This window comes from Streptomyces prasinopilosus (assembly GCF_001419695.1).
Lineage (GTDB): Bacteria > Actinomycetota > Actinomycetes > Streptomycetales > Streptomycetaceae > Streptomyces > Streptomyces prasinopilosus.
Window position 1 is genome coordinate 1 of sequence record NZ_LIRG01000522.1, and the last position, 11158, is coordinate 11158.

11 protein-coding genes and 1 pseudogene are annotated in these 11158 nt (G+C 72.7%); 3 read left to right on the plus strand and 9 right to left on the minus strand.

What is annotated here, in order from left to right:
• A pseudogene (locus AOK18_RS34530) lies at positions 1–262 on the minus strand (hypothetical protein); the annotation flags it as partial.
• 129 nt (positions 263–391) lie between these two features.
• On the opposite strand from AOK18_RS34530, the gene AOK18_RS21010 reads away from it, so the two are divergent.
• Both AOK18_RS21010 and AOK18_RS21015 read left to right on the plus strand, forming a co-directional pair.
• The gene (locus AOK18_RS21010) at positions 392–751 is read left to right on the plus strand and encodes a hypothetical protein (protein WP_055571968.1); all 360 of its coding nucleotides are present in this window, start codon (positions 392–394) and stop codon (positions 749–751) included.
• Positions 752–758: 7 nt separating this feature from the next.
• Positions 759–1181 carry a hypothetical protein gene (locus AOK18_RS21015; protein ID WP_055571967.1) on the plus strand — a complete coding sequence of 141 codons (423 nt, stop codon included), beginning with the start codon at positions 759–761 and terminating at the stop codon, positions 1179–1181.
• A gap of 61 nt (positions 1182–1242) precedes the next feature.
• Here the strand turns inward: AOK18_RS21015 and AOK18_RS21020 are convergent, their stop codons facing one another.
• The 3 genes from AOK18_RS21020 to AOK18_RS21030 form a co-directional block, all read right to left on the minus strand.
• Positions 1243–1740, minus strand: coding sequence for a GNAT family N-acetyltransferase (locus AOK18_RS21020; protein ID WP_055571966.1), 498 nt, complete (start codon positions 1738–1740; stop codon positions 1243–1245).
• Between the two features lie 57 nt (positions 1741–1797).
• The gene (locus AOK18_RS21025; RefSeq protein ID WP_055695368.1) at positions 1798–2301 is read right to left on the minus strand and encodes an RNA polymerase sigma factor; all 504 of its coding nucleotides are present in this window, start codon (positions 2299–2301) and stop codon (positions 1798–1800) included.
• 74 nt (positions 2302–2375) lie between these two features.
• A complete protein-coding gene (locus tag AOK18_RS21030; RefSeq protein ID WP_055695362.1) occupies positions 2376–3575 on the minus strand; it encodes a glycerophosphodiester phosphodiesterase in 1200 nt (399 codons plus the stop codon).
• A gap of 497 nt (positions 3576–4072) precedes the next feature.
• Here AOK18_RS21030 and AOK18_RS21035 point away from each other — a divergent pair, with 497 nt between their 5' ends.
• Positions 4073–4744, plus strand: a complete 672-nt coding sequence (locus AOK18_RS21035; RefSeq protein WP_055571964.1) for a lysophospholipid acyltransferase family protein — start codon at positions 4073–4075, stop codon at positions 4742–4744.
• A gap of 108 nt (positions 4745–4852) precedes the next feature.
• Here AOK18_RS21035 and AOK18_RS21040 read toward each other — a convergent pair whose 3' ends face one another.
• The 5 genes from AOK18_RS21040 to AOK18_RS21060 form a co-directional block, all read right to left on the minus strand.
• On the minus strand, positions 4853–6427 hold the full coding sequence (locus AOK18_RS21040; RefSeq protein WP_055695363.1) for an MFS transporter: 1575 nt from the start codon (positions 6425–6427) through the stop codon (positions 4853–4855).
• The gene (locus AOK18_RS21045; protein WP_055695364.1) at positions 6424–6993 is read right to left on the minus strand and encodes a TetR/AcrR family transcriptional regulator; all 570 of its coding nucleotides are present in this window, start codon (positions 6991–6993) and stop codon (positions 6424–6426) included. The genes AOK18_RS21040 and AOK18_RS21045 overlap by 4 nt, the downstream gene beginning before the upstream one ends.
• 81 nt (positions 6994–7074) lie before the next feature.
• On the minus strand, positions 7075–8046 hold the full coding sequence (locus AOK18_RS21050; protein ID WP_055695365.1) for an aldo/keto reductase: 972 nt from the start codon (positions 8044–8046) through the stop codon (positions 7075–7077).
• 75 nt (positions 8047–8121) lie between these two features.
• Positions 8122–9549, minus strand: a complete 1428-nt coding sequence (argH, locus tag AOK18_RS21055; protein ID WP_055695366.1) for an argininosuccinate lyase — start codon at positions 9547–9549, stop codon at positions 8122–8124.
• A gap of 150 nt (positions 9550–9699) precedes the next feature.
• A complete protein-coding gene (locus AOK18_RS21060; protein ID WP_055695367.1) occupies positions 9700–10893 on the minus strand; it encodes an argininosuccinate synthase in 1194 nt (397 codons plus the stop codon).
• Positions 10894–11158 lie beyond the last annotated feature (265 nt).

The window sequence follows — 11158 nt, forward strand, 5'->3', positions numbered from 1 at the left end:
ACTGCACGGCCGCCCCGCCGCCGAGATAGCCGCCGACCTGCTGCCCGCCCGGATCGTGCCCGAGGCCGTCGCGCGGATCGAGGACCTGGAGGTGGAGGACGTGCCGAACGGCGGGGCGGCCGTGCAGTTCGATCCGCCCGAACTCCTCGGCCGTGATCCCGTACTCCACGGCCCACCGGGTCCAGCAGCGCTGCACGGATTCGAGGGAGGAGACGAGGGTGCCGTCGTTGTCGAACAGGAGGGCCTGGGCATGGATGGTCATGCCATCGACCCTACGGTGCCCCGGTGCGCGGCCGTGCGCGTGCCCGGCCCCGCCGCGCGTGCGCGGGTGTACGGGTGCGCGGCGGGGTCGGGCGCGGTGGGGCGATCAGGGCGTAATAGGGTCGCTGCCATGCTTGATGCCCTGACGTTGGCGACCGGTGTCGCCGCGCTGCTGCTCGCCGCCTGGTGCGGCTGGGCCGCCTACCGCGACCAGCCGACGAAGGACTGGCACTTCATCGGCATGGCCGTGGTCACCCTGCTGACACTGGTTCAGCTGGTGGTCGGGGTCGTGTGGCTGGCCCGGGGCGAGGAGCCGGCGCAGGGGACGGTCATCTTCGTGGCGTATCTGCTGGGCTCGTTCGCGTGCGTCCCCGCGGCGGGCTTCATGTCGCTGGCCGAGCGCACCCGGTGGGGCTCCGTCACGGTGGCCGCGAGCGGTGTCGTGCTGGCCGTGCTCGAGGTGCGGCTCTACGACATCTGGAAGGGCTGAGACGACCGTGACGGAACAGGAACCGGGGCGGAGGCCGGACGGGACCCGGCTGGCCGGCGGGCCCGGACTGCTGCTGGTGTGGCTGTACGGGGTGATGGTCGTCGGCGCCGTGTCGCGTTCCGTCTACCAGATCGCCACCGAGTTCGACCGGGCACCGCTCGCCTACTCGCTCTCCGCGATCGCCGGGGTGGTCTACGGCTTCATCACGTACACCCTGGTCCGCGGCGGGGAGAGGGCCCGCAGGGCGGCGCTGGTGTGCTGCGCGGCCGAGCTGGTGGGCGTCCTGACGGTCGGCACCTGGACCCTGGTGGACCCGTCCGCCTTCCCCGACGCGACCGTGTGGTCGGACTACGGGATGGGCTACCTGTTCATCCCCGTCCTGCTGCCCCTCACCGCGCTGTACTGGCTGCGCAGGGCCCGCGCGGCGTAACGGACGGGCTCCGGCCGGACGGAGTGGCGGGGCTCCGCCGCCCCGTCCGGCGCCGGGCCCGTCAGGCGGTGGCCGCGTACGAGTCCGCCGTCTTCTCCAGGACGATCATCGGCACGCCGTCCGTGCCCCGGGACGTCCCGACCCGCTGGTAGCCGACCTTGCTGTACAGCTGGAGGTTGCTCTCGCTGCGGTGGCCGGCCTGGAGGCGGAACATCCTGGCGCCCCGCTCGTCGGCGAGGGCGGACTCGGCGGCGCGCAGCAGCCGGGCGCCGATGCCGTGGCCCTGGAGACGGGGGTGGACACAGAGCTTGCCGATGGCCGCGGCGGCGTCCTCGGTGCTCCTGCCGTGCACCGAGCCGACGATCTCGTCGCCGAGCCGGGCGACGAAGACCAGGTCGGCGGCGACCTCCTCGCGGACCGAGTCCAGACTCTGGACGAGCGGGGCGATGCGGTAGTTCCCGTACAGCGCCGCCTCGCTCTGGAAGCACAGGTACTGCAACCTGAAGATCTGCTCGGCGTCCTGCTCCGTCGCCGCAGAGATGGTCACGCTCATGCCCATGTGCGCACGCCTCCCGCTCACCTGATCACCTGTGGTCCCCCACTCCTATCCCCGTCCTCAGCCGGACGCAACCTCCGGCGCGAGCAAACGACGCAGACAACCGAGACATCTGGAGCGTTCCGGCCCCAGACTGCCCTGTGAGATACCCAACTCCCTTGCAATGTCCCGGTATGTCGGGTCGTGCGGGGACAGCAGGGCCTCCAGCAGCCGGGGGCAGCGGCCGGGGAGCCGGCGCACCGCGTCCCGCAGGGCGCGGCGGCGGGCGGCGGCCAGCACGAGGAGTTCGGGGTCGCCCCCGCCGGTGGCGGCGGTGGCGGCGGGGTCGCCGGCCCACGGCGTCTCGTGCCGGACGGTGCGGCGGGCGCGGCGGGCCTCGGTGCGGACGGCCCGGCGGAGCCAGGCCGTCGGGTCGTGCGGCGGGTCGTGCGCGTCGAGGCGCTCCAGCAGGCGCAGCCAGACCGCCTGTTCCAGGTCGGCGGGTTCGGTGCCGGACGCGTACGCCTCGGCGGAGGCCTCCGCGGTGAGCAGGGGACGGAGGGCGGTGACCAGGTCGTGCGTCATGTGCGCAACGACGCCGGCCGCCCCGGCGGGGTTGCCGGGGCGGCCGGGATTCACCCCGGCCGGGGCAGGGCGGCTCAGCCGTTGACGAAGTCCTCGCGGGCCAGCAGACCGGTGTCCGGGTGGTCGGTGAAGACGCCGTCGATGCCGGTGGCGAAGTAGGCGTGGAAGGCGCCGAAGACGTCGCCGTAGGCGTCGGGGTCGCCGCCCCTGCGGAAGTCCGCGGGCAGGAAGGGGTTCTCGTTGCGCATCGTGTAGGGGTGCAGGATCAGGCCGGCCCGGTGCGCGTCACGGACCAGGGTGGTGGGCTCGGTGAGCTTCCCGGCCGCGTCCCTGGGGATGACCAGGTCCAGGGTGGGGCCGATGCCCTGCGCGTAGGAGGCGATCTCCTTGAGCCCCTTCGGGGTGATGAGGTCGGCCACCTTGCGCGGGTCGCCGTTCTCCACGAAGTCCCAGGGGCGGCTGTTCGCGCCGGAGAGCAGCACGGCGAGCGGGTTGCCGACGAGCCGGCTCATCCGCCGGATGCTGGTGGGCTCGAAGGACTGGATGATGACGGGCGAGTTCCTCTTGTCCTTGCCGTGCTTGCGCAGCAGCCGGGCGAGGAGTTCCTCGGTGCCCAGGCCCAGCTTGCGGAAGTAGGTGGGGTGCTTGAGCTCGGGGTAGATCCAGACCTGCTTGCCGCGCTTGCGGGTCTGCTCGTTCTGCCAGCGGAGCACCTCCTCGAAGGTGGGGATCCCCCAGCGGCCGTCGTAGAGGGTGTTGTGCGGGCGGTTGGCCGGGATGCGCTCGACGGCGCGGAGCCGCTTGAGTTCGGCGAGGGTGAAGTCCTCGGTGAACCAGCCGGTGACGGAGACGCCGTCGAGCAGCTTCGTGCGCTCGCGGCCGGCGAACTCGGGGTGGTCCGCGACGTCCGTGGTGCCGCCGATCTCCGGCTCGTGCCGGCAGACGAGGTGGCCGTCCCTGGTGGGCACCAGGTCGCCGGCCTCGACGATGTCGGCGCCCAGGTCGAGGGCCAGGTCGTAGGCGCCGAAGGTGTGCTCGGGCCGGTATCCGCTGGCGCCCCGGTGGCCGATGACCGTCGGGACGGGCAGGCTCTCGAGCCCTCGTCCGCCGCCGCGCCGGGACGCGCCGGGCCGGGCCTCGGCGGCTCTCGCCGTGCCGCCCAGTCCGAGGACCGCGCCGCCCGCGCCGAGCACCGCCGCGCCCAGGAGCGCGCGCCGTCCGGTGCCACCGGCCGCCGTCGTGTCCGTCCGCTCGTCCGACTCCTGCGTTCCCATGGGGACCCTCCTGCCGTTGGCCGTCAGTGCGGGGTGATCGTAGGGGCGCGTCCATGACGTACGGGAGACCGTGGCCGGAACACGCGGGTGACACGGGGACACGGGATGCCGCACGGGTGAACTGCGACCCGAACGGGCGCACGGGGCGGAAAGTCTGACATTCCGTCGGGTTCGGGGGCACTGCGCCGGGGTACCCGACGGATCGGAGGGCCGGCGGCGCGCCTTCCGCGGGCCGGGGGCCGCACGTGGTTCCCTCCGGGCCGTGCCCGGATTGCGGACCGACGGCGGCCGGGCCCCGGCCGGCGCCGGCTCCCCGGACGCGACATGCCTCACATCCCGGCACGCGGATCGCGGGCTCCGATGCCGTGTCACCGCAGGTGAGCACGCGTGGACACCGTGCGATACCCGGGTGAACCCGACGTGCGGCGCCCCCTGGGCCGCGAGTAATGTCCTCACCTGCACAGACTCATACCGCATTCCCGACACCGGAGGACCCGTTGTCCCGCTTCGCACTCATCAAGGCAGTGCTCGGCCCGGTCATGCGCCTGATGTTCCGCCCACGGGTGGAGGGCCTGGAGCACATTCCGGGTGACGGTCCGGTGATCCTGGCGGGCAACCACCTCACCTTCATCGACTCGATGGTCCTGCCGCTGGTCTGCGACCGCCAGGTCTTCTTCATCGGGAAGGACGAGTACGTCACCGGCAAGGGGCTCAAGGGCCGGCTGATGGCCTGGTTCTTCACCGGCGTCGGCATGATCCCGGTCGACCGCGACGGCGGCCGGGGCGGGGTCGCGGCGCTGATGACGGGGCGTCGGGTGCTGGACGAGGGCAAGGTCTTCGGCATCTACCCGGAGGGCACCCGCTCCCCCGACGGCCGTCTCTACCGGGGCCGGACCGGTATCGCACGGCTCACCCTGATGACGGGCGCGCCCGTCGTCCCGTTCGCCATGATCGGCACCGACAAGCTCCAGCCGGGCGGCGCGGGCCTGCCCCGGCCGGGCAGGGTCACGGTCCGCTTCGGCGAGGCGATGGAGTTCTCCCGCTACGAGGGCATGGACCGCGACCGCTACATCCTGCGGGCCGTGACCGACTCGGTGATGACGGAGGTCATGCGCCTGTCCGGGCAGGAGTACGTGGACATGTACGCCAGCAAGGCGAAGGCGGCCTGAGGCCCGTCCGGCGGAGCGGGCCCGAAGCGGTCCCGTGACGGGGTCCCGCGCGAGCCCGGCCGGGCGACCGCCGGACGCCGGGCGGGCCCCGCGGGTGACCGGCAGGTCCTACGGGCGCCCGGCCCCGGCGGTGTCCCCGGCGGTCTCCGTGCTCTCCCCGGTCCCGTCCTCCAGGCGCCGGCCGCGCAGCAGGAACCAGGCCGCCGCCGCGGCGGCCAGGAGGACGGCCGCGCCCACGCCCGCCGCGAGCGTCAGCCCGTCGACGAAGGACTGCCGGGCGGCGTCCAGCACGGCCTGCGCCGTGGGGGCGGGGAGCGTCGAGGCCGCCGCCACCGCGCCGCCGAGCGACTCGTGCGCCGCGGCCGGGGTGCCCGCCGGGCCGGTGAAGTCCCGGTAGACACCGGTCACGATCGAACCGAGCAGGGCGATGCCGAGCGCGGCGCCGAGTTCGTACGCCGTCTCGGACACGGCGGACGCCGCGCCCGCCTGTTCCCCCGGCACGGCGGTGAGGATCACGTCGGCGGTGACGGTGAACGCGAAACCCGCGCCGGCCCCGACCACCAGCAGCGCGGCGCCCAGCAGCGGGTAGCCGGTGGACTGGCCGAGCGTCGTCAGCGCGGCCAGCGCGAGGCCTATGGCGGCCAGTCCGCCGGAGACCACCGACCGCACCGAGAAGCGCCGGGCGGCTCGGCCCGCGACCAGGCCCGCCGCCACCGCGCCGATGGCGGCGGGCAGTTCGGCCAGGCCGGCTTCCAGCGGGCGCCTTCCCTGGACCAGTTGCAGGTACTGGGAGAGGAAGAACACCAGTCCGGCCAGTCCGAAGATGGTCAGCAGGTCGGCCAGGACGGCACCGCTGAAGCCCCGGTTGCGGAACAGCCGCATGTCCAGCAGCGGGGCCGGCAGGGTGAGCTGGCGGCGGACGAATCCGTGCAGGGCGCCCGCGCCGAGCAGCGCCGCGGCCAGGCTCGACAGGCCGGGGCCGTGGGCCGCCGCGTCCTTCACCGCGTACACGACGCCGACCAGGCCGACCATGGACAGGAGGACGCCGGGCAGGTCCCAGGGGCCGGGACTGGGGTTGCGCGACTCGGGGAGCAGCCTGATGCCGACCAGGACCAGGACCGCCATCACCGGCAGGTTGATCAGGAAGACCGAGCCCCACCAGAAGTGTTCCAGCAGGAAACCGCCGAGGATCGGCCCGACCGCGGTGCCCGCGGAGGCGGTCGCGCCCCAGATGCCGACGGCGAGGCTGCGTTCGCGCGGATCGTGGAAGAGGTTGCGGATCAGGGCGAGGGTGGCCGGCATCAGGGTGGCTCCGGCGGCGCCCAGCAGGGCACGCGCGAGGATCATCGTCTCGGGCGTGGTGGCGTAGGCGTTCAGCACGGAGACGGCGCCGAAGGCGGCGGCGCCGTACAGCAGGATGCGTTTGCGGCCGATGCGGTCGCCGAGGCTGCCCATGGAGACGAGCAGGCCGGCGATCACGAAGGAGTAGATGTCGCCGATCCACAGCAGCTGGGTGCCGGTGGGCGCGAGGTCCTCGCTGATGTACGGGGTGGCGAGGCCGAGGACGGTCGCGTCGACGGCCACCAGCAGTACGGTGAGCACCAGCACGCCGAGCGCCGGCCAGCGGCCCGGCCGGCCCTTCACCGGTCCGCCGCGGTCCTCCGTGTGCGGGATGCCGGTCATGCGGGGGTCCTCCCCGGTGCGTCGTGCGGGCGCCGCACGCCGCCGAGCAGCAGCTCGGTGATCATGCGGGTGAAGTCGTTGGGGGCCATCCGGCCGTCGGTCACCGCCCAGGAGGCGGAGACGAGCAGGCCGTAGCTCGCCTCGGTGAGCCAGGCGGGGGTGAGGTCGATACGGAACTCGCCGTTCTCCTGGCCGCGCCGGAAGAGTGCGCCGAGCCGCTCGTCCATCCTGGTCCAGCCCTCGTTGAGGTCCTCTCCCTCGAACAGCTGGTTCTCGGTGTGGAGGAAGGCCAGCAGACCGGCGTGCGGCTCGATCTCGGCCACGAGCCGGCGCAGGGCGTCGCTCGCCGGGCCCTCCTCGAGCCGGGCCGCGCGCAGGGCGGCCTCGCACTCCTGGATGCCGTACTCCTCCAGTGCCCGGACGAGGGCGTCACGGCCGGCGAACTGCCGGTGCAGCGTGGCGCGGCTGATGCCCGCGGCTTTGGCGACCTCGTCCAGGGTCGCGGTCGCCTTGCGGGTCAGCAGGGCCGCGGCACTGCGCAGTACATGATCACGGTCGACAGCCATGAGACGACAGTACCCCACATGAGACATTGATGTCTCACGCGGAGCAGTGACGTCTCACATCTCCGGTGGGCTGCGGGTTCCTCAGTGCCAGGGCAGCCGTGCGCGCCGCTCCCAGTAGGCGTGCGGGTCCTCGGGCAGCGCGGCGAGGCGGGCGAGCCGGTCGTCGTCGAGGTCGACGACGGCCGCGTGCAGGTTGGAGGCGAGCTGCACGGCGGTGGCGGCACCGGAGAGGACCACGTCCGCCCAGGGCTTGCGCAGGACGAGCGCGAGGGCGACGGCGTCGCACGCCAGGCCGGTCTCCTCGGCGACGGACCTGAGCGCGTCGGGGGCGTGGGCCTCGGCCAGCCGCCCGTTGGCCATGCCCTCCTTGACGATCACCGTGAGCCCGGCGTCGTGGGCCTCGGCCAGCGCGGGCTCGGCGGAGGTCTCCAGCGCGTTGTACGTGGACTGGACGGTGCGGAAGAGGGGTGCGCCGTCGACGGTGACGGCGAGCGCGGCGCGGACGGCGTCGGCCTGGGCCGGGCCGCTGGTGGAGAAGCCGATGGTCAGGCCCTGGGCCGCCGCCTCGGCGAGCCGGGCGTGGAGGTCCCTGTCGGTGAGGGCGGGGCTGTCGGGGGTCACCGAGTGGATCTGGTAGAGGTCGAGCCGGTCCCCGAGCAGTGCGTCCGACTCGGCGCGCTGGCGCTCGTAGGCGGCGAGGGAGTGGTCCTTGACCTCGTGCCGCTCGGCGTCGGTGGACCAGTCCGCGGTGTACGCGTAGCCCCATTTGCTGCCGATGACGACGTCGTCGGCGTCGGGCCGCTTCGTCAGCCAGTCGGCGAGGAACTCCTCCGACCGGCCGTACGAGCGGGCCGCGTCGAAGTAGCGGACGCCCTGCGCGTAGGCGGCGTCGAGGAGGTCGTGGGTGCGGGTGCGCAGGGCCTCGACGCCGCGGTCGGCGCCGAGGTCCTCGTCCCGGCCCAGGTTGATGTAGCCGGGCCGGCCGACCGCGGCGAGTCCCAGGCCGATGCGGCGGGTGGGGGTGGTGGCCGAAGCCAGGGCGGCGAAGGGCATCGGGGTTCCGTTCGGTCGGCTCGTCGAGGCTGCCGGACCAACGTAACCCGCGATGCCCCCGCGGCACCCGTTCCCTCACCCCTTGGCGGCCGCCCACGCGTGCTGGGCGGCCAGGTCCGCCCTGACCTCGGCGAGCTGTGCGGCGACCGCGTCCGGGGCCGTGCCGCCGCGGCCGTTGCGGGAGGCTAGGGCGCCGGGGACGTTGAGGACGGTGCGCACCTCGGGGGTGAGGTGGGCGGAGATCTTCACGAACTGCTCGTCGGTCAGTTCGTCGAGTTCCTTGCCCTCGGCCTCGGCGGCCTTGACGCACTCGCCGGCGACCTCGTGCGCGACGCGGAACGGCACGCCCTGCTTGACCAGCCACTCGGCGATGTCGGTGGCCAGCGAGAATCCGGCCGGGGCCAGTTCCTCCATGCGCTCGCGGTGCACGGTGAGGGTGGCCATCATCCCGGTGAAGGCCGGCAGCAGGACCTCCAGCTGGTCGATGGAGTCGAAGACCGGCTCCTTGTCCTCCTGGAGGTCGCGGTTGTACGCGAGCGGGAGGGCCTTGAGGGTGGCCATCAGGCCGGTCAGGTTGCCGATCAGCCGGCCCGACTTGCCGCGCGCCAGTTCCGCGATGTCCGGGTTCTTCTTCTGCGGCATGATCGACGACCCTGTGGAGAAGGCGTCGTGCAGGGTCACGAAGGAGAACTCCTTCGTGTTCCAGATGATGACCTCCTCGGCGATCCGGGAGAGGTTCACGCCGATCATCGCGGTGATGAAGGCGAACTCGGCGACGAAGTCCCTGGAGGCGGTGCCGTCGATGGAGTTGGCCGCGCTGCCGTGCTCGAAGCCGAGGTCGCGGGCCACCGCCTCGGGGTCCAGGCCGAGGCTGCTGCCGGCCAGCGCTCCCGAGCCGTACGGCGACACCGCGGTCCGCTCGTCCCACTGGCGCAGCCGCTCGGCGTCCCGGGACAGCGCCTGGACGTGGGCGAGGACGTGGTGGGCGAAGAGCACCGGCTGGGCGTGCTGGAGGTGGGTGCGGCCGGGCATGGCCACGTCCGGGTGGGCCTCGGCGAGGCCGACGAGGGCGTCCTGGAGACCGGCGATCAGGCCGCCGATCGTCCGGGCGTGGTCCCGCAGGTACATCCGGAACAGGGTCGCGACCTGGTCGTTCCTGGAGCGCCCGGCGCGCAGTTTGCCGCCGAGGTCGGGACCGAGCCGCTCCAGCAGGCCGCGTTCCAGGGCGGTGTGCACGTCCTCGTCTGCGATGGTGCCGGTGAACGAACCGTCGGCGACGTCCGCCTCGAGCCGGTCGAGGCCCTCGATCATGCGGGCGAGTTCGTCCTCGGTGAGCAGGCCCGCTCCGTGCAGCACGCGCGCGTGCGCCCGCGAACCGGCGATGTCGTAGGGGGCGAGCCGCCAGTCGAAGTGGACGGACGCGGACAGCTTGGCCAGGGCCTCGGCGGGACCGTCGGCGAAACGGCCGCCCCAGAGCCGTACGTCACCGCTGTTGCTGCTCACTTGCGTTGCTCCTCGAAGACAGGCGGGTCGTGGATGTGCCACCGCCTCCTCACTCGGGCGCGGGAGAGTGAGGAGGCGGTGTCAGGGTAGTGCGTGACGGCTCGTCAGCCGGTCCGGCCGTCCGGGCCGGGCGGGCCGCCGGCCGGACGGTCAGGCCAGGTCGCGCTTGGCGGCGATCTTCGACGACAGGCTGTAGATGTCGATGAAGCCCTTGGCCGCCGCCTGGTCGAACGTGTCGCCGGTGTCGTAGGTGGCGAGGTTGAAGTCGTACAGCGACGACTCGGAGCGGCGGCCGGTGACCACGGCCCGTCCGCCGTGCAGGGTCATCCGGACGTCGCCGTCGACGTGCTGGTTGGCCTCGTCGATGAAGCCGTCCAGGGCGCGCTTGAGCGGGGAGAACCACTGGCCGTCGTAGACCAGTTCGCCCCAGCGCTGCTCGACCTGCCGCTTGTAGCGGGCGAGTTCGCGCTCGACGGTGACGTTCTCCAGCTCCTGGTGGGCCGTGATCAGCGCGATGGCGCCGGGGGCCTCGTACACCTCGCGGGACTTGATGCCGACGAGGCGGTCCTCGACCATGTCGATCCGGCCGACGCCCTGGGCGCCCGCGCGCTCGTTGAGCTGCTGGATGGCCTGGAGGACGGTGACGGGCCGGCCGTCGATGGCGACCGGCACGCCCTCCTTGAAGGTGATGACGACCTCGTCGGGCTCGCGCGCCACGGCGGGGTTCTGCGTGTACTCGTAGACGTCCTCGATCGGCGCGTTCCAGATGTCCTCGAGGAAGCCGGTCTCGACGGCGCGCCCGAACACGTTCTGGTCGATGGAGTACGGCGACTTCTTCGTGGTCGCGATCGGCAGGCCCTTGGCCTCGCAGAAGGCGATGGCCTTGTCGCGGGTCATGGCGTAGTCGCGGACCGGGGCGATGCACTTCAGGTCGGGGGCGAGGGCGACGATGCCGGCCTCGAAGCGGACCTGGTCGTTGCCCTTGCCGGTGCAGCCGTGGGCGACGGTGGTGGCGCCGTGCTTCTGCGCGGCGGCGACGAGGTGCTTGACGATCGTCGGCCGGGACAGCGCGGAGACCAGCGGGTAGCGGTCCATGTAGAGGGCGTTGGCCTTGATCGCCGGGAGGCAGTACTCGTCGGCGAATTCGTCCTTGGCGTCCGCGACCTCGGCCTCGACGGCACCGCAGGCGAGCGCGCGCTTGCGGATGACGTCCAGGTCCTCGCCGCCCTGGCCGACGTCGACCGCAACGGCGATGACCTCGGCGCCCGTCTCCTCGGCGATCCAGCCGATGGCGACGGAGGTGTCCAGACCGCCCGAATAGGCGAGTACGACGCGCTCGGTCACGGGATTCTCCTTACAGTGCATTCGCTGACATGCATGAGTATGCAGGAGGATGCATGATTCGTCAATCCGGCCCGCCCAGGGGGTCCGGTTCCCCCTCGGAGCGGCCGGTTCCGCCGGGAGTGTGCCGATTCCTCCACGCGGAGGGCACGGGGGTCCGGAACGGATCCGGTGCGTGATTGAACGCGGGTAATCGCTTTCCCGTACTTCCCGCAGGACGCAGGCGCCGCGTCGGCACAACCGGGCCCGCCCCCACGGGCCCGCCCCC

What these genes read in the sequence shown, in the direction of transcription:
- AOK18_RS21045 (WP_055695364.1), bottom strand. Translation starts at nt 6,993, where the DNA reads ATGGCTGTCGACCGTGATCATGTACTGCGCAGTGCCGCGGCCCTGCTG.
- AOK18_RS21025 (WP_055695368.1), bottom strand. Translation starts at nt 2,301, where the DNA reads ATGACGCACGACCTGGTCACCGCCCTCCGTCCCCTGCTCACCGCGGAG.
- AOK18_RS21010 (WP_055571968.1), top strand. Translation starts at nt 392, where the DNA reads ATGCTTGATGCCCTGACGTTGGCGACCGGTGTCGCCGCGCTGCTGCTC.
- AOK18_RS21030 (WP_055695362.1), bottom strand. Translation starts at nt 3,575, where the DNA reads ATGGGAACGCAGGAGTCGGACGAGCGGACGGACACGACGGCGGCCGGT.
- AOK18_RS21040 (WP_055695363.1), bottom strand. Translation starts at nt 6,427, where the DNA reads ATGACCGGCATCCCGCACACGGAGGACCGCGGCGGACCGGTGAAGGGC.
- AOK18_RS21050 (WP_055695365.1), bottom strand. Translation starts at nt 8,046, where the DNA reads ATGCCCTTCGCCGCCCTGGCTTCGGCCACCACCCCCACCCGCCGCATC.
- AOK18_RS21020 (WP_055571966.1), bottom strand. Translation starts at nt 1,740, where the DNA reads ATGGGCATGAGCGTGACCATCTCTGCGGCGACGGAGCAGGACGCCGAG.